The 23,690-nt window shown below is 63.5% G+C and carries 25 protein-coding genes; 10 read left to right on the top strand and 15 right to left on the bottom strand.

What is annotated here, in order from left to right; translation table 11 throughout:
• The first annotated feature begins 1 nt into the window (after position 1).
• Positions 2 to 2,629, top strand: a complete 2,628-nt coding sequence (locus tag API01S_RS22530; RefSeq protein WP_061306191.1) for a GDYXXLXY domain-containing protein — start codon at positions 2 to 4, stop codon at positions 2,627 to 2,629.
• A 4-nt stretch (positions 2,630 to 2,633) separates the two neighbouring features.
• Here API01S_RS22530 and gluQRS read toward each other — a convergent pair whose 3' ends face one another.
• From gluQRS to API01S_RS22510, 4 genes are all read right to left on the bottom strand, one after another.
• Positions 2,634 to 3,527 (bottom strand): tRNA glutamyl-Q(34) synthetase GluQRS, encoded by an 894-nt coding sequence (gluQRS, locus tag API01S_RS22525; RefSeq protein ID WP_061306190.1) that lies wholly within the window; start codon positions 3,525 to 3,527, stop codon positions 2,634 to 2,636.
• Between the two features lie 28 nt (positions 3,528 to 3,555).
• Positions 3,556 to 4,014 carry a Smg family protein gene (locus API01S_RS22520; RefSeq protein WP_006216709.1) on the bottom strand — a complete coding sequence of 153 codons (459 nt, stop codon included), beginning with the start codon at positions 4,012 to 4,014 and terminating at the stop codon, positions 3,556 to 3,558.
• Positions 4,015 to 4,275: 261 nt separating this feature from the next.
• Positions 4,276 to 6,300 carry a TRAP transporter permease gene (locus API01S_RS22515; protein WP_006216710.1) on the bottom strand — a complete coding sequence of 675 codons (2,025 nt, stop codon included), beginning with the start codon at positions 6,298 to 6,300 and terminating at the stop codon, positions 4,276 to 4,278.
• A 109-nt stretch (positions 6,301 to 6,409) separates the two neighbouring features.
• Complete coding sequence (locus tag API01S_RS22510; protein WP_006216711.1) at positions 6,410 to 7,372, bottom strand: TAXI family TRAP transporter solute-binding subunit; 963 nt, start codon at positions 7,370 to 7,372, stop codon at positions 6,410 to 6,412.
• A gap of 324 nt (positions 7,373 to 7,696) precedes the next feature.
• On the opposite strand from API01S_RS22510, the gene API01S_RS22505 reads away from it, so the two are divergent.
• Positions 7,697 to 8,836 (top strand): DSD1 family PLP-dependent enzyme, encoded by a 1,140-nt coding sequence (locus API01S_RS22505; RefSeq protein ID WP_050728312.1) that lies wholly within the window; start codon positions 7,697 to 7,699, stop codon positions 8,834 to 8,836.
• 18 nt (positions 8,837 to 8,854) lie between these two features.
• Here API01S_RS22505 and API01S_RS22500 read toward each other — a convergent pair whose 3' ends face one another.
• From API01S_RS22500 to API01S_RS22480, 5 genes are all read right to left on the bottom strand, one after another.
• Positions 8,855 to 9,592, bottom strand: a complete 738-nt coding sequence (locus API01S_RS22500; RefSeq protein WP_006216714.1) for an amino acid ABC transporter ATP-binding protein — start codon at positions 9,590 to 9,592, stop codon at positions 8,855 to 8,857.
• A complete protein-coding gene (locus tag API01S_RS22495) occupies positions 9,573 to 10,229 on the bottom strand; it encodes an amino acid ABC transporter permease (protein ID WP_050728311.1) in 657 nt (218 codons plus the stop codon). The genes API01S_RS22500 and API01S_RS22495 overlap by 20 nt, the downstream gene beginning before the upstream one ends.
• The gene (locus API01S_RS22490; protein WP_006216717.1) at positions 10,226 to 10,894 is read right to left on the bottom strand and encodes an amino acid ABC transporter permease; all 669 of its coding nucleotides are present in this window, start codon (positions 10,892 to 10,894) and stop codon (positions 10,226 to 10,228) included. The genes API01S_RS22495 and API01S_RS22490 overlap by 4 nt, the downstream gene beginning before the upstream one ends.
• Positions 10,895 to 10,912: 18 nt before the next feature.
• The gene (locus API01S_RS22485; RefSeq protein ID WP_006216718.1) at positions 10,913 to 11,695 is read right to left on the bottom strand and encodes a transporter substrate-binding domain-containing protein; all 783 of its coding nucleotides are present in this window, start codon (positions 11,693 to 11,695) and stop codon (positions 10,913 to 10,915) included.
• A gap of 336 nt (positions 11,696 to 12,031) precedes the next feature.
• Positions 12,032 to 12,997 carry a Bug family tripartite tricarboxylate transporter substrate binding protein gene (locus tag API01S_RS22480; protein WP_006216720.1) on the bottom strand — a complete coding sequence of 322 codons (966 nt, stop codon included), beginning with the start codon at positions 12,995 to 12,997 and terminating at the stop codon, positions 12,032 to 12,034.
• Positions 12,998 to 13,216: 219 nt separating this feature from the next.
• Between API01S_RS22480 and API01S_RS22475 the strand changes: the two genes are divergently transcribed.
• The 4 genes from API01S_RS22475 to API01S_RS22460 all read left to right on the top strand — a co-directional run bounded on the left by API01S_RS22475 (position 13,217) and on the right by API01S_RS22460 (position 16,292).
• Positions 13,217 to 14,410 (top strand): acetylornithine transaminase, encoded by a 1,194-nt coding sequence (locus API01S_RS22475; protein WP_006216721.1) that lies wholly within the window; start codon positions 13,217 to 13,219, stop codon positions 14,408 to 14,410.
• Positions 14,411 to 14,583: 173 nt separating this feature from the next.
• The gene (locus API01S_RS22470; protein WP_006216722.1) at positions 14,584 to 15,045 is read left to right on the top strand and encodes a mobile mystery protein A; all 462 of its coding nucleotides are present in this window, start codon (positions 14,584 to 14,586) and stop codon (positions 15,043 to 15,045) included.
• Complete coding sequence (locus API01S_RS22465; RefSeq protein WP_061306189.1) at positions 15,036 to 15,626, top strand: mobile mystery protein B; 591 nt, start codon at positions 15,036 to 15,038, stop codon at positions 15,624 to 15,626. The genes API01S_RS22470 and API01S_RS22465 overlap by 10 nt, the downstream gene beginning before the upstream one ends.
• A 333-nt stretch (positions 15,627 to 15,959) precedes the next feature.
• The gene (locus API01S_RS22460; RefSeq protein ID WP_050728309.1) at positions 15,960 to 16,292 is read left to right on the top strand and encodes a hypothetical protein; all 333 of its coding nucleotides are present in this window, start codon (positions 15,960 to 15,962) and stop codon (positions 16,290 to 16,292) included.
• A 31-nt stretch (positions 16,293 to 16,323) separates the two neighbouring features.
• Here API01S_RS22460 and API01S_RS22455 read toward each other — a convergent pair whose 3' ends face one another.
• Together API01S_RS22455 and API01S_RS22450 are read right to left on the bottom strand one after the other, a co-directional pair.
• Positions 16,324 to 17,406, bottom strand: coding sequence for an endonuclease NucS domain-containing protein (locus API01S_RS22455; protein ID WP_050728308.1), 1,083 nt, complete (start codon positions 17,404 to 17,406; stop codon positions 16,324 to 16,326).
• Between the two features lie 77 nt (positions 17,407 to 17,483).
• Positions 17,484 to 17,876, bottom strand: coding sequence for an Ltp family lipoprotein (locus API01S_RS22450; protein ID WP_006216725.1), 393 nt, complete (start codon positions 17,874 to 17,876; stop codon positions 17,484 to 17,486).
• A 335-nt stretch (positions 17,877 to 18,211) separates the two neighbouring features.
• On the opposite strand from API01S_RS22450, the gene API01S_RS29230 reads away from it, so the two are divergent.
• On the top strand, positions 18,212 to 18,811 hold the full coding sequence (locus API01S_RS29230; protein ID WP_156487156.1) for a hypothetical protein: 600 nt from the start codon (positions 18,212 to 18,214) through the stop codon (positions 18,809 to 18,811).
• A gap of 16 nt (positions 18,812 to 18,827) precedes the next feature.
• On the opposite strand, the gene API01S_RS22440 is transcribed toward API01S_RS29230, so the two are convergent.
• The 3 genes from API01S_RS22440 to API01S_RS22430 all read right to left on the bottom strand — a co-directional run bounded on the left by API01S_RS22440 (position 18,828) and on the right by API01S_RS22430 (position 20,558).
• Entirely contained in the window at positions 18,828 to 19,280 is a 453-nt protein-coding gene (locus tag API01S_RS22440; protein ID WP_061306188.1) for a hypothetical protein, read from the bottom strand.
• 80 nt (positions 19,281 to 19,360) lie between these two features.
• Positions 19,361 to 19,780 carry an ASCH domain-containing protein gene (locus API01S_RS22435; protein ID WP_006216730.1) on the bottom strand — a complete coding sequence of 140 codons (420 nt, stop codon included), beginning with the start codon at positions 19,778 to 19,780 and terminating at the stop codon, positions 19,361 to 19,363.
• Positions 19,781 to 19,937: 157 nt separating this feature from the next.
• Positions 19,938 to 20,558 carry a LysE family translocator gene (locus API01S_RS22430; protein ID WP_061306187.1) on the bottom strand — a complete coding sequence of 207 codons (621 nt, stop codon included), beginning with the start codon at positions 20,556 to 20,558 and terminating at the stop codon, positions 19,938 to 19,940.
• Between the two features lie 128 nt (positions 20,559 to 20,686).
• On the opposite strand from API01S_RS22430, the gene API01S_RS22425 reads away from it, so the two are divergent.
• Positions 20,687 to 21,154, top strand: a complete 468-nt coding sequence (locus tag API01S_RS22425; protein WP_006216733.1) for an Lrp/AsnC family transcriptional regulator — start codon at positions 20,687 to 20,689, stop codon at positions 21,152 to 21,154.
• Between the two features lie 66 nt (positions 21,155 to 21,220).
• Positions 21,221 to 21,835 (top strand): ABC transporter ATP-binding protein, encoded by a 615-nt coding sequence (locus tag API01S_RS22420; protein ID WP_061306219.1) that lies wholly within the window; start codon positions 21,221 to 21,223, stop codon positions 21,833 to 21,835.
• Between the two features lie 24 nt (positions 21,836 to 21,859).
• On the opposite strand, the gene API01S_RS22415 is transcribed toward API01S_RS22420, so the two are convergent.
• A complete protein-coding gene (locus API01S_RS22415; protein WP_061306186.1) occupies positions 21,860 to 22,411 on the bottom strand; it encodes a type 1 glutamine amidotransferase domain-containing protein in 552 nt (183 codons plus the stop codon).
• Between API01S_RS22415 and API01S_RS22410 the strand changes: the two genes are divergently transcribed.
• Entirely contained in the window at positions 22,410 to 23,657 is a 1,248-nt protein-coding gene (locus API01S_RS22410; RefSeq protein WP_254598430.1) for a hypothetical protein, read from the top strand. The two genes, API01S_RS22415 and API01S_RS22410, sit on opposite strands and share 2 nt — an antisense overlap.
• Positions 23,658 to 23,690 lie beyond the last annotated feature (33 nt).

The following is a 23,690-nucleotide window of genomic DNA, read 5'->3' as shown; positions in this document are numbered from 1 at the left end:
GATGCAAGTCGGCACTGAAAGACAAGCGGGATCCGAACTGCACGCTTGGCGTCAATTTTTGGCGCGAAGCACCTTGTGGCTAGGTGTTTTGCTGCTGGGCAGCGCTGCAATTTGCTGGGTCGCCGCCAACTGGCAGGACATGACAAAAGTGCAGCGCTTTGCCGGCACGCAAGGTTTGCTGGCGATATCGGCGCTTGCCGCGGCATGGGCCGGTTTGCGCCTTCGCGCCTCGCCCGGCGTGCGGCGCAGCATCCCCGGCGCGCTTCTGGCATTGGCCGGCATCCTGCTGGGCGCCTTGCTCGCGTTATTGGGTCAAACTTACCAGACTGGCGCCGATACCTGGGAATTGTTCGCCTGGTGGGCGGTTCTGCTGCTGCCGTGGGCGCTGGCTTCGGCCAGCCAGGCCGTGTGGCTATTGTGGGTGCTGGTGCTGAACGTTGCCGCCGCATTGTGGCTGGGCGAACGGGTGTTCACCTGGTATGCCCTCTATGACGGCTCGGGCCTGCCCAATCTCATCATGGCGGCGCTCAACCTGACCTTGCTGCTGGGCTGGGAACTGGCGGCGCGCCGCTGGCGGGCCAGCACGCTGATTGGTCCCCGCGTCCTGGCCGCCATCGTCATCAGCACCCTGGTGGTGTCGCTGATGTTCGGCGACTTCATCGGACGCAACGTCGGATCGCTCAATGGCATCGCCTGGGTCGCCGCGACGCTGGGCCTGGGCTTTTTCTATCAGCGTGGGCGGCGCGACCTGATCATCCTGGCCATGCTGGCGGCGGGCGTCATCTGCGTCTCGCTGCGGGTGGTGGGCGAATGGCTGCTGCGGCTGGAGCCCGGCGTGTGGGCGGCGCTGCCGCTGGCCGCCCTGCTCATGGCCGAGGCCGTCCTGGCCGCGCGCTGGCTGCGCAAGCTGGCGGCCGAACCGGCGACCCCCATCGTGACGGCGGACGCCGAACCCGCCGCCGCCTCGGCGGGTAACGCGGTGGAATCGGGCGACGCCGGCACGCCGGTGGCGCAACTGGCCCCCGCCGCCAAGCCGCATGCCGAACCGCCTTGGTACGTGCAATGCCTGCTTGGCCTGAGCGCCTGGCTGGCGACCTTGCTGTTGCTGGTGTTCGTGGCGTTCTCCAACATCGTCACGACCGACGAGAGCGCGCTCGTGGCCGGCCTGGTGCTATGCGGCGCGGGCGTGGCGGTGCTGCGCAGCGACGCCGGCCCATTCTGGCGCCAATGCGGCACCGCGATGGCTTTCACCGGCCAGCTGCTTCTTATCTACGGCCTTGCCAGCTCCACCTCGTTCACCAGCGCGTGCTTGTTCGTGCTGCTGATGGCGGCGGTGGTCTACGCGCTGGGTCCCGACGTGATCCTGCGCTTTCTTTCGGGCCTGCTGATCGCGCAGGCCGGCGCCGCCCTGATCTGGCGCGTGCTCTCGCCCGACCTGTTGAGCGACGATCTGCTGGATGCCTGGCTGTACTTCGATCCGAACCGCGCGGGCTTCGTCTGGTTGCCCATTGCCGTCATCGGCGCGTGGTCCACGGCGGTCATCCTGACCTGGAGCCATCGCATGGGCGGCAAGCGCGGCCACGCGCTGGAGCCGCTGGCCTGGGCTTTCCTCTTGTCCGTGCAGGGCATGGTGTGGCTGGCGGGCGGTATCTCGGCCCTGAACTTGCCGGCCATGTGGCAGCTCAATCCCCAGGGCGCGTTCCTGGTGGTGGCGGGTGCTCTGCTTCCGGCGGCAGCAGCGATGGCAGTGCTCTGGCCGCGCCGCCACGTGTTGACGGCAGGCGTCACCTGGGGCGTGCCCCTGGCCTTGCTGGCGCTGGCGTTGTTCTGGCTGCCCAGCCCGGGCGTCGGGTTTGCGCTGGCCTGGCTGCTGCTGGGTTTTGGATTGAACCAACTGCGCCTGGTCATTTTCGGCGTGTTGAGCCTGCTGGTGTATCTGGGCGTCTATTACTACCAGCTTGAGGTGCCACTGCTGCAAAAGGCCCTGTGGCTGGGCGGTGGTGCGCTGCTGCTGTTCGTGCTGCGCGGCCTGGTCTGGCTGGTGCCGCGCCTGATGCGCACGCAATCGCCCGACCGGCGCGCGCCGCTGCCTCCGGTGTCAGGTCCGCTGCGCTGGCGCACGCTGGCCATCCTGGGCGGACTGGCACTGGTGCTGGTGGTGGCCAACGGCGGCATCTGGCAGCGCGAGAAGCTGCTGGCGACCGGCAAGGTCGTGATCCTGGAGTTGGCGCCCGTGGACCCCCGCTCATTGATGCAGGGCGACTACATGGCGCTGAATTTCGCGGCCAGCCGCGATATCACCCGCTTGCGGCTGGGGGGCGATCGCCCGGTCGATGACGATTCCCTGATGGGCGTCGAACCCGACGGCTACGTGATGCTGCAACCTGATGCGCGCGGCGTCGCCACGGCGCTGCGCATCCAGCCGGACGTGCAGCCGAAAGCGCCGGGCGAAGTGCCGTTGCGGTACCGCGTCCGCGATCGCGGCGTGCGCATCGTGACCAACGCCTGGTTCTTTCCGGAGGGCGAGGCCAAGCGCTACGAAGTGGCGCGGTATGGCGAACTGCGGGTCGCCGACAATGGCGAGGCCTTGCTGGTGCGGATGCTGGGCGAAGATCTCCAGCCGCTGTAGCGCGTCAGCCGGCGACGGCTGGCAGCGGAAAGCGCCGCGCCCAGTGCGCGGTGGCTGCCGACAGGAAATCGGCTGGGCGGTCGGCGGCGATGGGCGCGAATCCCAGGTTGCGCCAGGCGCTTTGCAGCGCGGCTAGCGGTGAGCCGGTATCGATTGCGGGCGCACCATTTTGCTTGGACAGCTTCAGGCCGCTATCGATGTCCAGGATCAACGGCACATGCAGGTAACGCAGCGGCGGTGCGCCCAGCAGGCGGCCCAGCACGCGTTGGCGCGCCGTGGAACTGAGCAGGTCCGCCCCGCGCACCACGTCCGTCACGCCCTGTTCCGCATCGTCCACGACCACCGCCAATTGATACGCCCACAAACCGTCGGCGCGGCGTAAGGCGAAGTCGCCTACGGCCGTCGCCACGTCCTGTGTTTGCGGGCCGAGCCATCTGTCTTCAAAGTGTTCGACGCCCGGCGGCACGCGCAATCGCCACGCGCGCGCCTGGCGGCCTGGCGGTAAGCCGTGGCGGCACGTGCCTGGGTAGGGACGCTCGCCGTCCATGCCGGGCGCGGTCTGGCCCCGCAACGCGGAGTCGGTGATTTCGCGACGGGTGCAGCCGCAGCCGTAGATCAAGCCACGCGCGGCGAGCGAGTCAAATGCGGATTGGTAGGCGGCGTTGCGCTGCGATTGCCACATGACCTCGCCGTCCCAGTGCAGGCCCAGCGCGGTCAGTTGCGACATGATGGTGTCGGCGGCCCCCGCCACGGTGCGCGGGGTGTCTACGTCTTCCATGCGCAACAGCCAGCGCCCATTTTGGGCGCGCGCATCCAGCCAACTGGCAAGCGCGGCCACCAGCGAACCCGCATGTAGCGGGCCGCTGGGGCTGGGGGCGAATCGGCCTACGTACGTCACAGCAACAGCAAACAGCCTGAGCGCCGTGTCAATGCAACAGCCGCACGCCCTCTTCGTCCAGCAGCTCTTCCAGGACCAGGTTGTCGATCTCGGCTTCCTGGCTCCAGAGAACCATGAGGGCGATGATCTTGATCTTGGAAAGCGGCACGGGCGTTTCGGGCGAAGCCAGGCCTCGATCGATGACGATTTCTCGCAGGGGCGCCGGCAGCACGCCGGCCGATTCCAGGAAGGCGATGAAGCCGATGGATTCGGAGCCGAGCTGGCTGTATTCGTTGTCGGTGTAGATCCGGGTTCCGGTGTTGGGAGCCTGAGCGAGGTCGACACATCGTTCGGTGGTCTCGGCCAAGCCATACAGCCAGCCGAGGGCGTCGTCGATGTCTTCGTGCTCGAAGCCGGCGGCGGCTAGCCGCTTTGCGAGCACATCGGCCGCAGGACAGGCTTGCGGCGTGTAGTAATTCTCGAACAGATAAACCAGGATATCGAACATATGGCGCAGTGTTGTGCCTGTTTGCACAGTCGGCCCGCATATCGGCAGACCAGCAAACATGAATTTTACTTTACGCTGATTTATTTAGCCGGGCAACCGGCGAAAAGGCGGAATGTTGTATGGCGTCACCCTGTCGTGGACGGCCCCCATTCTGCCCGTATTTGCTGCCAGAATGCATGATTGCGCAAAAGAAAACAGGGGCGGACACCAAAGGTCCGCCCCTGTTTTTATCTGCGGCCAGATCGCCGCGACGGGACCGCGCTATGCCGCCTTGGCCGCGCTTTCCAGTTTGAGCTGCGTCATCTGCCGGATGAACACCGGGATGCAAATGGCCAGGCCGATCAACCCGCTGGCAATGCCCGGCAGGATCGTGAGCAGCGCGCCCAGCGTGCACAACCAACGCTCCCAGCTCTTCATGCCGACAAGCATGTAGCGCGAGAACGCCGCCGACAGCAGCACCAGACCCACCATGCAGCCGATCAGCGTCACGAAGAAGTCCTGCCAGGTGAAGCCCTGCACCGAAATCAGCAGCGACGGCGAGAACACGAACACGAAGGGAACGATCAGCTTGGTGATCCCCAGCCTGAACGCCGTGTTGCCGGTCTTGAACGGATCACTGCCCGCCATGCCCGCCGCCGCGTAGGCTGCCAGCGCCACCGGGGGCGTGATGTCCGCCAGGATGCCGAAATAGAACACGAAGAAGTGCGCCGCGATCGGTTGCACGCCCAACTGCACGAGCGTAGGCGCGGCCACCGCCACCATGATCAGGTAGTTGGCGGTGGTGGGAATGCCGCAGCCCATCAGGATGCAGACGATGCCCGTCATGATCAGCGCCGCCACCAGTGTCAGCGACTGCGTGTTGGCGATGGCTTCGGGGATCACGACCGAGGCCACGCCGGCAATCGATTGCGCCGCCGAGATCACGATGTACGAAACCTTGAAGCCCACCCCGGTCAGCGTCACCACGCCGATCACGATGCCCACGGTGCCGGCGGCCGCGCCCACGGCCAGCGCATACTTGGCGCCGGTCTCGAAGGCTTCGTACAGATCGCGCAGACGCAGGCGCTGATACGGATTGAACAGGCCCACCAGAATGCAGCCCGTAATGCCGGCGAACGCCGCCAGATACGGCGTGCGGCCGCTGGCCAACACGCCGATCAGCAGGAACAGCGGAATCAGCGTCGGCCAGCGCATCTTGAACGATTGCTTGAGCTTGGGCATTTCTTCGGGCGTCAGGCCGCGCAAGCCTTCACGCTTGGCCTCGAAGTGCACCTGCATGAACATGCCGAAGAAGTACAGGAAGGCGGGGAAGATGCCCGCGATGGCGATATCCTGATACGGAATGCCCAGGAATTCGATCATCAGGAACGCGGCCGCGCCCATGATGGGGGGCGTGATCTGGCCGCCCGTGCTGCTGGCTGCCTCGACGCCCGCCGCGAAATGCCGGGGGTAGCCGATGCGGATCATGGCCGGAATGGTCAGCGACCCCACCGTGACCGCGTTGGCCACCGACGACCCCGACAGCATGCCGAACATGGCCGAGCCGAACACCGATACCTTGGCCGGTCCGCCCGCGTAACGCCCGGCGATGGTCGAGGCGACATCCAGGAACAGCTGGCCCAATCCGATACGGGTGGCCAGCACGCCGAACAGCACGAAGTGAAAGACGTAGGTCGCCACCACGCCGACCGCCACGCCGTACACGCCCTGACTGGTCAGGTACATGTGGTTGACGATCTGGGACCACGTGTTGCCCGCGTGTTGCAGCAGGCCCGGGAAATACGGACCGAACATGGCGTAGGCCATGAACACCAGGGCGATGATGGGCAGCGGCCAGCCCATGGCGCGGCGCGTGGCTTCCAGCAGGCCGATCAGCAGGATGGAGCCCATGAAGACGTCGATGGGCAGCGGATTGCCCACGCGGAACGCCAGGTCTTCGAAGATGTACGGGATGTACATCACCGACAGCGCCAGCGCTACGGCGATGATCCAGTCATACAGCGGGATGCCGCCCGGTGCGTACCAGGTGGACTTGGGCTCGCGCTGATAGTGCGACTTGGAAAAGCCGAACACCAGGAAAATCAGGCTCAGCACAAACGCCAGGTGTACGCCGCGATGGGTTGCTTCGCGCAGCAGGCCGAAGCCGGCGGTGTAGTAGTGAAAGATCGAAAGCGTGACGAGCAGGCCCGAAACGATCCAGGTGGCGGTCTTGTCCAGCGGCCGGAAGCGGATTTCGGAATCGTACTTTTCCGCCAGCTGCTGGGTCTTTTCGTGGTCTATTTCCATCGGGTATTTCTCAGGTGAATCCGCGAACAGGGCCGCACTAGGCGGCCCTGCGCAATGCCGGCGCGCTCGGGGCGCGCGGGCGTATCGCCGTGTGTAGAACGGCTCGTGCTTACTTCAACAGGCCGATTTCCTTGTAGAACTTCTCGGCGCCCGGGTGGAACGGGATGCCGGCGCCCTTGATCGCGTTGTCGCGCGTGATGAGCTTGCCCTTGGCATGGCCGTTGTCCAGCGTCTTGCGCGTGGCGTCGCTGTACAGCGCCTTGGTGACGTCATACACGACCTGTTCGGGCAGCTTGGCCGACGTGACCATTTGCGCGTTGACCGAGATGGTCTTCACTTCGCCCACGTTCTGGTAGGTGTTGGCGGCGATGGTGTCGGGCGTGAAGAATTCCTGCTTGGCGCGCAGCGCATCGATTTCCGGGCCGACCAGCGGCACGATCTCGATGCCCGCGCCGCTCGAGGCCAGCTCGGCAATCGCGCCGGCCGGCGCGCCGCCCACGAAGAAGAACGCATCCAGCCCGCCGTCCTTGAGCTTGTCGCCCGCCTGGTTCGGCTTGAGGTATTCGGCCTTGATGTCCTTGTCGGTCATGCCGTAGGCGCCCAGGATCAGGCGCACGTCAACCAGCGTGCCCGAACCCGGCTCGTCCATCGACACGCGTTTGCCCTTCAGGTCGGCCACGCTCTTGATGCCCGCGCCCTTGCGCGTCACCAGGTGGATGCTTTCCGGATACAGCGTTGCGATCAGGCGCAGGTCTTGCGCCTTGGGCTTGCCTTCGAACGTGCCCGTGCCGCTATAGGCCCAGTACGCCACGTCCGATTGCGTGAAGCCGGCTTCAAAGGAGCCGCCCAGGATGCCGTTGATGTTGGCCACCGACCCGTTGGACGCCACGGCCGTAGCGACGAGCTTGCCCGGTTGGGACACGGCGTTGGCGATGATGCCGCCGATCGGGTAGTAGGTGCCGGCCGTGCCGCCCGTGCCGATACGGAAGAACTGTTGGGCCTGTGCCGAGCCCGTGGCGCCGACGGCGGCGACCGCAACGGTCAGGGCGGTGATCCAGTGTTTGAGTTTCATTCGAGCTTCTCCGAGTGATGGTGCAGCGTGTTGATTGATGTTGATGTGTTCCACGTGGACGGGTATTGTTCCAGGCGTCTTTTGCCGCCGGGCCTACCCTTGCCAGAGGCGCTTTATCGGGGCAAAAAGCCCGCGAGTCGGGCGCGCCGTGGAGTCCCCTTTTCTATGGTGAAATTCTGTCATGCAGGGCATGCGTAGCCAATGGTTACGGAGCTATCGTTTACCTGGGGGTCGATGAGCCTTGGGGTTATGGATGGTCTTCGTTTGGTTATGCGTCCGGCCCTACGGTTACATCCTTTGCGGTGCAAATAACGGAGTTACCCGATGTCCCAGGAAGTCATACGCGGCATAGCGCTGCCCCCGCCAGCGCAGCCGGGTGATCCGTTGGCCCAAGTCGACACGCCCAGCCTCGTGCTGGACCTGACGCCCTTCGAAGCCAATCTGCGCGCCATGCAGGCTTGGGCGGACCGCCACGAGGTGGCCTTGCGGCCGCACGCCAAGGCGCACAAATGCCCCGAGATCGCGCGGCGCCAACTCGCGCTGGGCGCGCGTGGCATCTGTTGCCAGAAGGTCAGCGAGGCGCTGCCTTTCGTGGCCGCGGGCATCCACGACATCCACATCAGCAACGAAGTCGTCGGGCCTGCCAAGCTTGCCTTGCTGGGCCAGCTGGCGCGCGTGGCCAAGATGAGCGTCTGTGTGGATAACGCCCACAACCTGGCGCAGCTCTCGCAAGCCATGACGCAGGCGGGCGCGCAGATCGACGTGCTGGTCGAAGTGGACGTCGGCCAAGGCCGCTGCGGCGTGTCGGACGATGCGCTGGTGCTGGCGCTGGCGCAACAGGCGCGTGACCTGCCCGGCGTGCAGTTCGTGGGCTTGCAGGCCTATCACGGCTCGGTGCAGCACGCCCGTACGCGTGAGGAGCGCGCGCAGATCTGCAAGCAGGCCGCGCGTATCGCGGCCTCGTACGCCCAGCTGCTGCGTGAAAGCGGCATCGCTTGCGACATCATTACCGGGGGCGGCACGGGCAGCGCAGAATTCGACGCGGCAAGCGGCGTCTATACCGAACTGCAAGCGGGCTCTTACGCGTTCATGGACGGCGACTACGGCGCGAACGAATGGGACGGTCCGCTGAAATTCCAGAACAGCCTGTTCCTGTTGTCCACCGTCATGAGCGTGCCGGCGCCCGACCGCGTGATCCTGGACGCAGGCCTGAAGTCCACCACCGCCGAATGCGGCCCGCCCGCCGTCTTCGATACGGCGGGCCTGACCTATGCGGCGATTAACGACGAACACGGCGTCGTGCGCGTTGCGCCCGATGCCACCGCGCCCGCGCTGGGCGACGTGCTGCGTCTGGTGCCCTCGCACGTGGACCCGACGTTCAACCTGCACGACGGCCTGGTCGTGGTGCGCAATGACGTCGTAGAAGACGTCTGGGAAATCGCCGCGCGCGGCTTCTCGCGCTGAACGCCTGCTTGCGCGCCCCTATGGCGCCAGATTCGTCATCCCCAGGAATTGACGCAATTCGGCGGTAGCGGGCGCGGCGAACAATTCCTCGGGCGGGCCGATCTCATGCACGCGGCCCTGGTGCATGAAGACGACCCGGTCGCACACCTCGCGCGCAAAGCGCATTTCGTGCGTGACCATCAGCAGCGTCATGCCATCGGCTGCCAGCTCGCGCACCACCGCCAGCACTTCGTTGACCAGCTCGGGGTCCAGCGCCGATGTGATTTCATCGCACAGCAAGGCAAGCGGCTGCATCGCCAGCGCACGCGCGATCGCCACGCGTTGCTGCTGTCCGCCGGACAACTCTTCCGGCCACGCATCGAACTTGTGCGCCAGCCCCACGCGCGTCAGCATGGCGCGCGCCATGTCGGCCGCCTCGGCTTCCGGCATGCGCTTGGCCACCATGGGCGAGAGCATCACGTTGCGCCCCACGGTCAGGTGCGGAAACAGGTTGAACTGCTGGAAGATCATGCCCACCTTGAGCCGCAGCGCGCGCAGCCGCAGTTCATCGTCGCCCAGCTGCGCGTCGGCCACCATGATGGCGCCGCCGTCGATCTGCTCCAGCCCGTTCACGCAGCGCAGCAGCGTGCTCTTGCCCGAGCCGCTCTTGCCGATGATGGCGATGACCTCACCGGGCTCGACGCGTAGCGTCACTCCCTTCAGGACTTCGTTGTCGCCGAATTTCTTGCGGACGTCTTCAAGGGCGATGAGGGGCATGCAACTTCCTTTCCAGCCGGAGGCTGAGGCGCGACAGGGGCCAGCACAGCGCGAAGTAGATCAGCGCCGCGCAGGCATAGACGGTGAAGGGACTGAAGGTGGCGTTGGTGATCACCGTGCTGGCCTTGGACAGCTCGGTGAACCCGATGATGGAGGTCAGCGCGGTGCTCTTGACGATCTGCACGGCAAAGCCCACGGTGGGCGCAATGGCGATACGCAGCGCCTGGGGCAGCACCACGTAGCGCATCTGCTGCACGTAGCCCAGCGCCAGGCTGGCGGATGCTTCCCATTGGCCTTTTGGAATCGCCTCCACGCAGCCGCGCCAGATTTCGGCCAGGAACGCGCCCGACCACAGCGTCAGCGCCGCGCCCGCCGCCAGCCAGGGCGGCACTTCCACGCCCAGCAGCGACAACCCGAAGAACGCCAGGAACAACTGCATCAGCAGCGGAGTGCCCTGGAACAGTTCGATGTACGCCCAACTGACGCGGCGCATCAGCGCCACGCGAGACGTGCGCATCATCAGCGCCAGCACGCCCATCAGCGCGCCGCCCACGAACGCCACCAGCGACAGCACCACCGTCCAGCGCGCGGCCAGCAGCAGGTTGCGCACGATGTCCCATGTTGAAAATTCAATCATCGCGCCGCCTTGCGAAACAAACGCCGGCCCGCCATGCGCAGCAATTGGCGCAAGACGATGGCCAGCACCAGATAGATGCCGGTCGTGACCAGGTACACCTCGAACGCGCGGAAATTGCGCGACTGGATGAAGTTGGCCGCGAAGGTCAGGTCCTCGGCTGCGATCTGCGAACACACCGCCGAGCCCAGCATCACGATCACGATCTGCGAGGACAAGGCCGGCCAGATGCGCTTCAAGGCGGGCTTGAGCACCACGTGCCGAAACACCTGCAAGCGCGTCATCGCCAGGCTGGCGCCCGCTTCGTACTGCCCTTTGGGCGTGGCGTCGATGCCGGCGCGGATGATCTCGGTGCTGTACGCGCCCAGGTTCAGCGCCATCGCCAGGCATGCCGCCTGCATCTCGCCCAGCTGCACGCCCAGGGACGGCAGGCCGAAGAACACGAAGAACAGCTGGATCAGGAATGGCGTGTTGCGGATCACCTCGACATAGGCGGTCACGGGCACGCGCAACCAGCGCGGCCCCTGCGTGCGGACCCAGGCGCAGACAATGCCCAGCGCCACGCCCGCCACCGCGCCGAAGGCGATCAGCTCAACCGTGACGCCGATGCCCTTGATCAGCACCGGCGTGTAGTCCAAGACCGACGCGAAGTCGTATTGATAAGCCATGATGGCCGCCGTCGGAACTTACAGGTCCTTGGGCAGCGGGGCTCCCAGCCACTTCTGCGAAATCGCCGACAGCGATCCATCGTGCTTGGCAGCCGCAAGAATGTCGTTGACCTTGGCGCGCAGCTTGGGCTCGTCCTTGTTCATGCCGATGTAGCACGGCGAATTCTTGATGAGGAATTTCGTTTCCGGCTTCTTGGGCGGGTTGCGCGCCAGGATGGCCGCGGCCACCACGTTGCCCGTGGCGATCATCGGCACCTGGCCCGACAGGAAGGCGGTGATGGTGCCGTTGTTGTCTTCATAGCGCTTGAGCGTGGCCGAGGCCGGCGCGATCTTGGACAGCTCGATGTCTTCCACCGCACCGCGCGTCACGCCGATGGTCTTGCCCGCCAGATCCGCCGCCGACGACACCTTCAGGTCTGCCGGGCCGAACACGCCATTGAAGAACGGCGCGTAGGCGTCGGAAAAGTCGATGGCCTTTTCGCGTTCCGCATTCTTGCCCAGGCTGGAAATCACCAGATCGACCTTGCGGGTCTGCAAGTAAGGCACGCGGTTGGCGCTGGTGACCGGCACCAGTTCCAGCTTCACGCCCAATTGCTTGGCGATCAGCGCCGCCGTATCGATGTCATAGCCCAGAGGCTTCATGTCGCTGCCCACCGAGCCGAATGGCGGAAAATCTTGCGGCACGGCGATCTTGATGACGCCGGCCTTGACGATATCGTCCAGGGTGTCGGCATGCGTCAGCGGCGCGGCCAACAGGCTGGCGGCGGTGCAAAGGGACAACAGCAGGGTTCTACGGTTCATGAGGAACTCTCCAGAGCGCGCATCGCCCGGGGCGGGCCGACGCGTTGCACACCGATTCGGTATACAAAGCTGGAAAAGCAAGTTCCGTGCCATTTCCGGGCGGGGTGCATCGCGCGGGGAACGGCCGACCGGGCCGTTACGCTCTGCCCCGTTCTGGTGCGGCAGACGCGCCGCAAGCGGGCATGGATTGCACCGGTTTGGGCGGGGCGCATTGCGAGCGCCGCCCATGAAAAAGCCGTCCCAAAATGAACCAACCCCCGAATGTTGGACCTAGATCCAATCTTCGGGGGTTGGGCATGACGAAGTGCGGCGAGCCGTTCAAGCTCGAGGCGGAATTCAGTCCACCTGCGCGCCCGACTGCTTGACCGCGCTGCCCCACTTGGTGACTTCCGAGGCAATGAACGCACCGGTCGCCTGCGGCGTCAGCGGCATGGGCTCGGCACCCCGGTCACGCAGGAATTTCTGCATTTCCGGCGTGTTCAGCGCCACGCCGATCTGGCGGCTGAGGTAGTTGGTGACTTCAGGCGGCGTGTCGCGCGGGGCCAGCACGGCGGCCCAGCCAATCGCCTCGAAGCCCGGGTAGCCCGATTCAGCCACCGTCGGCACGTCCGGCAACTGCGGCAGACGCTTGGCGGTCGTGACGGCCAGCGCCACGGCCTTCTTGTTCTGCACGTGCGGCAGGCCCGCCGTGACGGAGTCGACCATCAGCGGCACCTGGTGCCCCAGGAAGTCCGCCTGCGCCGGGCCGCTGCCCTTGTACGGGATGTGCCGGATATCGATGTTGGCCGCCGCCTTGAACATTTCGGCGGACAGATGCTGCGTGCCGCCGATGCCGGCGCTGGCGTAAGCCAGTTCGCCCGGATTGGCGCGCGCCTGCGTCACCAGCTGGTTCAGCGACGTGATGCCCGAAGCGGGAGTGGCCAGGAACATCAGCGGCACCGAGAACACGCCCGACACCGGCGCGAAATCCTTGGTCAGGCTGTAGTTGATGGTCTTGTACAGCGTCTGGTTGACCGCCGCCGCGCTGCCCGCGATGACCAGCGTGTAGCCGTCGGGCGTGGCGCGCGAGGCCTGCTCCATACCGATGTTGCTGCCTGCGCCGGCGCGGTTTTCCACGACGATCGGCTGCTTCACGGCAGCGCCCAGCTTTTCGGCCAGCGCGCGGGCAAAGATGTCGGTCGCCTGTCCGGGCGGGAATGGCACGATCAGGCGGATGGGGCGTTCGGGATACTCGGCGTGCACTGGCGCGCCGGCCGCCGCCAGCGCCAGGCCGGCGGCAAGACTGGAAAGAATACGTTTCATGATTGGTCAGTAAAAAGCGACAAGCGGCTGCGCGCGAACGGCGCGCCTCTTCTCATAAAATAGAGCGCCCGACACGGCGGCCCTTGTGAGGCGGCCCGGGGCGATTCGGCGGGGGGTGCGTCACGATAGCATCCCTCTGTCGGTGCTACATTTGCCTTTTCGCGCGCAGTGCGCGAAGTTCCTCCTTCACCGCAGTCCATACACCCCGCAGGAACCGCCATGGAATTCAGCCAGTTCAACGTCAACACCCTCATGGATATCACTTCCCGCCCGGACCTCGTGTTCGTCAGCGGCAAGGGATCCTGGCTGGAGGATCACGCGGGCAAGCGATACCTGGATTTCGTGCAAGGCTGGGCGGTGAACACCCTGGGCCACTCGGCTCCGGAAATGCAGCGCGCGCTGGTCGAACAGTCGCAAAAGCTGATGAACCCCTCGCCGGCGTTCTACAATATCCCCTCGATCGAGCTGGCCCAACGCCTGACCGGCGCGTCCTGCTTTGACCGCGTCTTCTTCGCCAACAGCGGCGGCGAAGCCAACGAAGGCGCCATCAAGCTGGCGCGCAAGTGGGGCCAAGTCAAGAAGAACGGCGCCTACAAGATCATCACGATGAACCACGGCTTCCACGGCCGCACGCTGGCCACGATGTCCGCATCGGGCAAGCCGGGCTGGGACAAGATGTTCGCGCCGCAAGTCGAAGGCTTCCCCAAGGCCGAATTGAACGACCTGGAATCCGTGAAGAAGCTGATCGATGACAAGACCGTCGCCATCATGCTGGAACCGGTGCAAGGCGAAGGCGGTGTCATCCCCGCCACCAAGGAGTTCATGCAAGGCCTGCGCAAGCTCGCCGACGAAAACCAGCTGCTCTTGATCGTCGACGAAGTACAGACGGGCATGGGCCGCACCGGCAAGATGTTTGCCTACCAACATTCCGACGTCACGCCGGACATCATGACGCTGGCCAAGGGCATCGGCGGCGGCGTGCCGCTGGCCGCGCTGCTGGCGCGTCAGGACGCCTGCGTGTTCTCGCACGGCGACCAGGGCGGCACGTATAACGGCAACCCGCTGACCACCGCGGTGGGCGTGGCCGTGTTCGACGCCCTGGCAGCCCCGGGCTTCATGGACGCCGTCAACGCGCGCGCCAAGCAATTGTCCGAAGGCCTGCTGGCGCTGTCGGCCAAGTACGGCATGAAGGGCGAACGCGGCCTGGGCCTGTTGCGCGCCCTGATCATGGACCGCGACGACGGCCCGGCCATCGTCGAAGCCGCCCGCAATCAAAACCCGCAGGGCCTGCTGCTGAACGCCCCGCGCCCCAACCTGCTGCGCTTCATGCCGGCGCTGAACGTCACGGCCGAAGAAATCGACCTGATGCTGAAGCAACTGGATGCGCTGATCGCCCAGGTTCGCAAGGCCTGATTGATCGGATGGTGAGGTAAAGCCAAGGGCCGCAGAGAGGCGGCCCTTGGCTTTTGTGCGCGCCGTGGCAGGGCGGAAGCACATTTCTGCTGCCTTATAGTGCAGCAGAAACTGGTTGTTTGCTGCACTATAGGCTAATATTTATGCACTCTGTGCAAGCCTATAGGCTAATAATGTCTCCCGAACTTAATCAACTGCGCTTAGAACAATTGCAGGCAACGCTGGCGCGCTATGCCGCTCTGCTGACACAAAAGACGCCTGCGCATGGTTGGTTGAAATTGATCCGCGAATCCCTGGGCCTGAATCAACGGCAGCAGGCCCAGCGGCTGGGCATTGCTGCGCCCACTTTGCACAAGGCAGAACAGGCGGAAGCGGACGAGCGCATCACGCTGGGAAACCTTCGCAAGCTTGCGGACGGCCTTGACTGCGAACTCGTCTATGCCTTGGTGCCGCGCAAACCGCTCACCGACGTGATTCAAGAGCGCGCTCGCGCCATCGCGCTTGAAGAGGTCAGTGGCGTTGCGCACACAATGAGCCTTGAAGATCAGCGTCCCACGGATGCGCGTCTACGCAAACAGGTCGAGCGACGGACGGAGGAGCTGCTGCGTGGCCGATGGTCCGATCTATGGCGCTAGAACTCGACGAACAGGATGGACAGACACCGCTCGATCCCGATGAACGCGCGGGCCTTATCCCCGAGCACTTGAGCACTAAAGGCGATTTGAATGATTGGGAGCAAGAGAATCTCTTGCGAGCGGTGCGTTGGTTGAAGCGGGTTCGTTCGCAGGACGTTCTTACCGAGGGATTCTGCCGGACGCTTCACTTAAAAATGTTCGATCAGACTTGGGCCTGGGCTGGCACATTTCGCCAGTCTGACAAGAACATAGGTTGCGACTGGACGCAGGTAAGCACACGGCTTGCTCAACTGCTTGCGAACACGCGCTGGGGAATCGAACATCAAACGTTTCATCCCGATGAAATCGCCGCCCGCTTTCATCGGGACCTGGTTTGGATTCATCCGTTCCCCAACGGCAACGGACGGCATGCCCGAATGATGGCCGATGCCCTGCTCCGTAGTCTTGGGCAGTTGCCGTTTTCGTGGGGGGGCGGTGGAAACCTGGTGAACGCATCCGAAGCACGCACCCGCTATCTGAATGCGCTGCGTGCGGCGGACCGGGGTGACTACCCTTTGCTGCTCGCTTTTGCCCGCAGTTGAAAACTGCCGCGCTATCTCTGACCGTATTCCTCCCAAGACCGAGGCTCTACGCATGGGGAATAGGTCTCCGTTTATGTCAACTCTTGCCCTATACTCGCGCCACTACCGCACCAACGGTAGTCCGGAATGGAAGCCGGCAATGTCTTTGGCGGACGATCGCCGCGCAAGCGGCATTTTCACGTCTGCGCGCCTTTGCACGTCCCTATGGGCGGGCCTTGGCGAGGGTGCGTTCGCGCACGCCGGTTTCCAAAGACACCGGTCTTCCAACCTTGTCTCGTGCCCGCCCACCCCATTTGGAAGTGGGATGCGGGCTGACTCGTCTTTGGAGCAAGCATGCAATCGCACCCTCTCACCCAGAATCCCTGGTCTATCGAGACCGACCCCGAGTTGGGCGTCATTCCGCTCGCGCACCTGCACCACATCGATCGTACCCGCCATGCCATTGAGGCTATCGCACGCTTGGTCGGCAATAGCGCATTTGAACCCGCCGCAACCGGGGAGCAACCGTTGGACGCCTGGACGGTTGCGGCGTTGATGGGCGGGGTGCAAAGCTTGTGCGACCACTTCGGTACGTTGACCGAAGTGATGCTCGAACAGGCTCGAACAGCAGGCCGTGACGTAGGCCCCGACTGTTCATGCTGCAACGCGCCCGCGTCAATGCAGTAAATGATGATTGGACTTTGATCGTCGAGGTCGATCAAGACGCCCAGTTGTGAAAGCTGCGCTTCAGACGATCGACCGTGTGCCGCCATTTTGGCGTTGTCGGCTGACAAACAGTATTTTGATTTCCGAAAAGTCCGACTTCATTTATCGCCTCGCTCTCCGAGACGGTGTGCAGCCACTTCACCCGCACGAAGTACTCAGCGCGATCAGGGTCGCTCGCCCTTACGCCGTATTTGTCGGCATCTTTGAGAACGTGCAAGGCAGGTTCTTCCCCTGTTTCGGTTTGAACATTGAAGTCATTGATCGATTGCACCGGTTCCACCACGGTGCCGACCCCGACATAACCCTTTTTCGGAATCTTGACCCAGACTCGATCGCCGGGAGACAGCAGTTTCAAGGTCTGGCTATACCAGCTACCGCCACCGCCACTGATAAAGCCGAATCGGCGCGCGTCTTCCCAATCCCTGTTCCCGTAAGAGACATAGAACTCGCCGTTCCAAGGCTCTTTTTCGCCATTTGCGGCAGCCGTAGAGGCAACGTTCGCCTGCGTTTCGCTCGGGTCAATAAGCCATGCACGACTTAACAACTTGTCGTCGCCATGCGCGAAAACCTGAAAGAAGACAGCGTTTATCGCAATGTCGCGGGCGTTCAGATAGCTGATGATGCGTTCGGTTGCCGGATCCAACTCCGCGGCCACGATGATGATCTGATGGGACTGGTTCAGTGTCTCATCATCCAATTCAACGCCAAACCTCTGCTGGAAGGCTTCATCCAACGCCTTGCCGTCGGAGAAACGTTGATAGATCTGAGCGACGCGGTCCGGCGTGAGCTCTTCGACCCAGGATGCGTAGTCCAGCGCTTGCGCCACGATTTCACGCGGCGTTCGATTCCGTTTCAGCTCGATGAGTACCAGCGATCCATCAGGTGCGATGGCCAGTAAGTCGATGCGACCTCCGTGCGCAGTGGCTTCCTGACGACCGATCAGCATCCAATCGTTGGATAAGATCCTGGCATCCTGGAGGATCATTTCTTCAAGCTGCTGTTCGCTAGCGAGCCGGGTACGAGATAACAATGCCGGCTGTTCGCCGACAAGCCAGATGGAGTGATTAATGGGCATTTCGAGTCAGTCTGGAAAATAGGGTTTCAGGCAATCGTTGCAAGCCGGATTGGGGCGTCAAAAAATCCTTTGCGTCCTCAGCACGCGCCTGCCGCACGCGCGCCATGGGTTGCCTGACTGTGAGTGTATTTATCACTGACGCTCGACGAGAGCTGTTCGATCAAACCTTTACACGAAAATCCCATCATGCTGACGTATTGTTTCGCCGATCTTTCGGCCTGCTTGTTCCAGTCTGCCTTGAGGCTATCCACCGCCACGGTCGCATCTGCGACGCTGTAGCCGTCGCCAAAATCGGACGACAGTTGTTCAATCAACCCGTCACGAGAGAAACCCTGCATGCTGAGGTACTGCTGCGCCGAGCGAACCGCATTTTTTTGGGGCATCGTAAGGCTTTGAGCCGCTGCGGGAGCGGCTCCCAAGACGGCCAATGCAATAAGGGCGGTGCCGAGGTGCGACAGTGCTTTGTTCATGAGTGTCTCTTCTAGTTTTAGGAATGTCGATGCGCATTGGAACGAAATGGCACGGAGATTTCAGCGCCCCGTGTTCGTGTGCAAGCGTTGATCTGAATACGCTGCCGGAAGGCGAAGTTGCCGAATATACACTGCGATATCAAACCAATCCGTGACGCAGTCGTCACCGGCAAGTGCGTGGTTAATATCGCGCATTTATTATTTCTAGCCAGAAGAAAACTTGGCCGGCATACCGCGCCTTCAATTCAAGGCCTGCGCCTTCCCAAGCCCGCACGCGCCAGCCGCCAATCAGATGTATCCTTTCGCCCGTCGTCATCATTCACGAGGTAGCGCGCGTGCACTGTGAAACTTGTGGGGCGGCGCATCGCGGTCGTGGCCGTCTTTGCGACGAATGCACCAAGACCCTCTCCGGCATTTCCAGCGAAACAAAGGCGCCGCCGACTCCGTTCGGTTTCGGCACCGAGAGCAAGCCGCTTGCCCCGGAATATAAAAAGCCGCTCTCCAAAGAGGGCGGCTGGGATCGGCCGACGCTGGTTCGCACGGACGTCATTCCGATTGCATTGGGCGGCCGGCCATTGAAGCGTTGGTGGTTGGCCGCGTTTGGCCTGGCCGGGCTGGCGATGACTGTTGGTGAAGTCGCCTTCAAGTGGGGCGTGTGGTGGTTCTGGTTCGTCATTCCCAGCGCGATCGCATTTTCTGTTGGGCGTAGCCTGCTCAAAAGGCGCTTCGTCCGATTGGTGAACCTGATCAACGTCGAAGCCGATCGGTCGGGTAGCGTGTATGTCACGACGATAGGCGGAAGCTGCCCGGTATGTAATGCCGACATCAAGCTCAACGATATCGGCAGAAGCCAGCGCAGCAAGATCGTCGTTCAGTGCACCGAAAACAAGATCCATCAATGGCCATTCGACCCCAATCGCCTGGAGTCGTTGTAGCGGATCGATGCGGCCGTCAATGCTGAAGGCAACTGCCGATGGCCGACGTCAGCCGGGACATTTCCTTGTCCACGCCCAGATCCGCGCAATAAGCGCCCGCGCCGCGCAACGATAGCTTCAACGTGGACGTCTTCTTCGACATCTCGGCTCTGAGGCGGAAGCCGGCCGTGTTGGGCGTGCTGTAGTGTTGCGACTCCAGGACGCCGGAATGCGTGTCGCGGATGGCGTATCCGGTGTCGTATGGCGAACCACTGTCGTTGCTGGCGGCGCTGGCCTGATCGATGCAGGCGAATACGGCTTCGACCGAGGCGTTCTGCGGCACCGCGACCGTTGCGTTTTTTTCGGGACCGAATGCGTCGCACATGCTGGGCGACATTGAGCAAGCGCCGAGCAAGACGGCAAAGCCCAATGCAAGAGCCAGGCGGGCCGACAGCGGCACGGTTCTTGATGCCTCGTGAGTACGCTGCATATCTCTGATCTCGTGAAATGCCATTGGTCCACCTTGGTTATCGAGGGTGGCGCGACAAACGCGTGCCGCGACGACGCGTATCAGGAGGCTTGCCGGTCAAAAATATGGACGACGCGAAACCGTTCGCATACCAGCAGCATGTCCGGCGCATAGCCACCGTTGCGCTCGAAGTATGCAATATGTTCGTCGCGCCAGACGGGGAACGGGCCCTCCCCTTCCGCGACGGCGAACGCTTCGTCGACCTGATCGAAGCGCTGGATCAATATGCTGGTCGTTTCGATGACGCAGGCGGGGCGGCCCTTCCCGTCCAGTACCACATCGCGCCGCCCAGCTTGTGGCACTGGCTCGTCGTCGTTGAAGTGGTGCAAGGCGCCGCAAGTGGCCGTCTTGGTCCCGGCCAGGACCAGCGCCAGCAGCGCGTCGGCAAGCTCGGGGGAATCGCCGAACTGAAACGTCACGGCATCTTCAAAAGGAGCGGGAGGGGGCGTGGTCGGCTTCATTGTGGGGGTGCTGATGTTGTCTGGGGGGCGAGACGCGGTGCTGGTCCGCATGCGCGTCGGGGAAGATCGGATCATCATGGAAACCCATCCGACGGGAAACACGATGTCGGCATTCTAGTGGGTCGCACACCGCAGTTGGCTTCCAATACCGATGGAGTTATCGCACGTCTGCCGCGAGCTTGATGCTCAAGCCGATCAGCGCCAGTCCGGCAAGCCGCGTCGCCACGGTTCGAGCTCCGACAAACGCCACGCAACGCCGCGCTACCAGGTTGCCGATCAGCACCAAAGCCGATTGGTAAAGCAGGCTGAGAACGGTCACGTGCAGCATCATCGCCCAGAGCGTTGCGGTCGAGGCTTGCGGCGTCAGGAACAAGGGAAAGAAGGCGACGAAAAACAGCATGACCTTTGGGTTGGTCAGGCTTACCAGCAATGCGCGGCGCAAGATCCGCCACGGGGAAGCATCGCGCACCGGCTCCACGCCGTCTGCGCCGGGTCGCGAACGCAGCAGCTGCACGCCCAACCAAAGTAGGTAGGCGACGCCGGACCATTGCAGGGCCTGGAAGATCAGCGGATGCGCCTGCATGAGGGCGGCCAGGCCGGCTGCGGCCGCGACCATGAACAGGAAGTCGCCGATCAGCGTACCCGTCACGGCGGCCATGCCGGCGCGTTTGCCATTGCGCGCCGTGGCCTCAAGGATGGCGATCGTGCCTGCGCCCGGCACGGCCTGGAATATCAGGATGGCGACGATGAAGCTGCCGTAGTGCTGGATATCGAACATGCCGCTCAAGCCCTTTGCGTTGAAGAGCTCAAATTATCGAATTCGTCATCACCTTCGATACAGTACATTCTTCTTCTGCAATTCGATTTCCATGTTGATTTTTCTTGTGCATACCGGCTGGGGCAAGAATGGATAAAGGCGAACTCGATGACATCGCATGGCGTCTGCTGCGCGCGCTGCAAACGGACGCGCGCGCGCCCTTGAAGGCGCTGGCGCAAGCGGCGGGCTTGTCGGTGGCGGCGACGGCGGAACGGCTCAAGCGCTTGCAGGAAGCGGGTATCGTGCAGCGCTTCGCGGTTGAGGTAGACGCTGTGAAGACGGGATATCCCGTGAAAGCCATCGTCGGCATCACGGCGACGCAGCCGGGCAAGAAGGCGCTGCTGGACCGACTGCGTCAAGCGCCCGAAGTGCTCGAATGCCATCACGTGGCGGGGGCGGATTCCTACATGATGACTGTGGTGGCAACTGGGCTGGCCGACCTGGAGCGCTTTATCGGCACAATCAACGGCTACGGTGAAACCCGCACGTCCATCGTCTTCTCCACACCAATCGAGCGTCGCGGCGTGGTGCCGCCCGGCATCGGCAAACGCACCTGATGCCGGCGCATGGCGCGGGGCAGCGGCATCTGGTCGAACGCCGCCACCTCTGGCAAACTTGCCGCCATGCTACGCATCGACCATCTCAGCAAGCGCTACGGCGACTACCTTGTATTCCAGGGCCTGACTCACACCTTCGAGCCGGGCTGCATGGCGCTCTGTGAAGAGGACAGCACCGGCAAATCCAGCTTGCTGGGCATCATCGCAGGCGTGGTCCCCGCCGATGAGGGCGAGGTCTGGATCGACGGGCATTCCCTGGCGCAAGCGCCGCTGCAAGCCCGGTCGCGCCTGGCCTATGTGCCCGACAACTGCATGATGTTCCCCACGCAGACCGGCCACGAATTCCTGTTGAAAGCGGCAGCCGAAAAAAACGTCGTCCTGGACGACAGCGTGCTGGACCTGGCGTTTCGCCTGGGTCTGGAACCGCACCTGGACAAGCGCTTCGAACAGATGTCCACGGGTACGCGGCGCAAGGTGTACCTGACGGCCGCCGCGCTGGGCGCGCCGTCGGTCGTAATCGCGGATGGCCCCAGCAGCGGCCTGGACGCCCAGGCGCGCGCCGTGTTGGCCGAGACGTTCACCCTTTGGGCGCGAGACCGCGTAGTGCTGTTCGCCAGTCACGATCACGAGCTGGTGCAGGCGTGCAACGCCCGCACGCTCAACGTGGGCGATCTGCGTTAAGTGCCTGGTCTGGCCGAGGCCGCGTCAGCGCTTGGCGCCTTGCAAGACCTTGATGAACGCATCGCTGAACGCGGGAATGTCGTCGGGCTTGCGGCTCGATACCAGCGCGTCATCCACGACCACTTCCTGATCCACCCACTTGGCCCCGGCATTACGCAGGTCATCTTGAAGAGACGGCCAGCTTGTCATGGTGCGGCCACGCACCACGCCCGAGGACACCAGCAGCCAGCCGCCGTGGCAGATCACGGCCACGGGTTTGCCGGCATCGAACATGGCGCGCACTAGCGCTTGCGCTTTCGGGTGCATGCGAATCTCATCACTGTTCATAACGCCGCCGGGCAGCAGCAGTCCGTCGAAAACGCCGGGTTCGGCTTCGGCCTGTGCGAATGTCAGATCCACCGGAAAGCGGTCGCCGGGCTTGTCGTGATGCATGCCCAGGATCGGTTCATTGCGCGCTGACACCAGCACCGTGCGAGCCCCTTCGGCTTGCAGTCGGTCGCGCGGACCGGTCAGTTCTACCTGCTCGAATCCGTCGACGGCCAGAATTGCGACGTTCATTTCGTTGAGTGTTGCCATGATTGCTCCCTGTGCAGGGCCCCGTGCAAGCGATACGCGGCGGGCCGGGGCTGCGCCCGCCAAACCGATCACGCAGCAAGCGCCATGCCGCAGGGGCGGGAAGGCATCGGGATATCATGCAGAGTCGATTTCGACGCCGACCCCTTTTATCAATCAGAACAAGGAACAAAGAACGATGCCGCTATCCACCGTGCTTGCTCGCGTGTGCCTGATGGGATTCCTGTTGCCTGCCGTTGCCCTCGCGACGCCACCAGAGGCCCCTAAGCTTTCCGGCGTCGAAGCCGAGCGGGCCGAGCGGCTACGGACGAACGGCGATGCGTTGCTGGGCGACGCGCTACAGGGAATGGCGCTCGTGGTGATCCCGACCGTCAACCTGGACGCCCAGGCCGGGCGCGACTTTGATGACCCCGCCGTGCGCGACAAGTTCGCTCGGCAAGGCAGCGTGCTGATGCGCTGGCAGGACAAGACCGAAGCCGATTTCGGGATTAGCGCAGGGCCGGGCGAGCACAGGTTCAACAAGACCGACATCGGGCCGATCTTCCAGACGACGCGTGGCGCGGTGACGTATCAGGTGATCCCGGTATGGCCGGGCGAATATCAGCTGACGCGCATCACGTACCAACAACGGCGCACTGACCTGCCCAAGCTGGATGCGGATCTGGAAGTGCTGGATATGAAAAGGGAAATGGCCTACGCCTCGCTGCGCGAGCGTGCCGACTTCGATTTCAAAAAGATCGACTCCGCGCCGAAGCAGGAAGAAGACACGAGCGACGGCTTGGGCCAGGGCTGCATGATGATGATGCGGCTGGGTAATGGTTGCGACGAGGCGGCGAAGGCCTTGCGCTGGGAGTTGAACGGCCAACGCGCGGTCGCTGCTGGCGCGGCGGAACGGCAAGAGGTGCCGGGCATGGATGTCGAGCTGTCTTTTGCGCCTGTCGCCTCGATCACCTTGAGCAAGGGTGATGTGGTGCTGACCGACGGCTTCGTGTTGCAGGACGGGCAACCGGTCATGCGCACGGATATGTGCGGCTATTGGGCGGGCGAAAGACTCTGCGGGCTGCAATCTCTGATCGTGCAGCGCTTGCCCGCCAGCCTCCAGGATTTCCGGCAGGCACGCAGCGCCGCCAGCTTCAATATGCCCAGGCTTGAGGCGGCGTTGCAGCGCCTGGAGTATCGCGCGCCGACGATGCTGGTCGAGCCCGCCGACAAGGCAACGCCGAATGTGATTCGGGCGGAACGCAGGTAGTTCTGCCGACGGAGCTGCGCGCGGCAGGCGGGC

Source organism: Achromobacter piechaudii NBRC 102461, assembly GCF_001571245.1.
In the GTDB taxonomy this organism is placed as follows: Bacteria; Pseudomonadota; Gammaproteobacteria; order Burkholderiales; family Burkholderiaceae_B; genus Achromobacter; species Achromobacter piechaudii.
The sequence above is the reverse complement of the archived record's forward strand: the minus strand, read 5'-3'. Positions and strand labels throughout refer to the sequence as shown.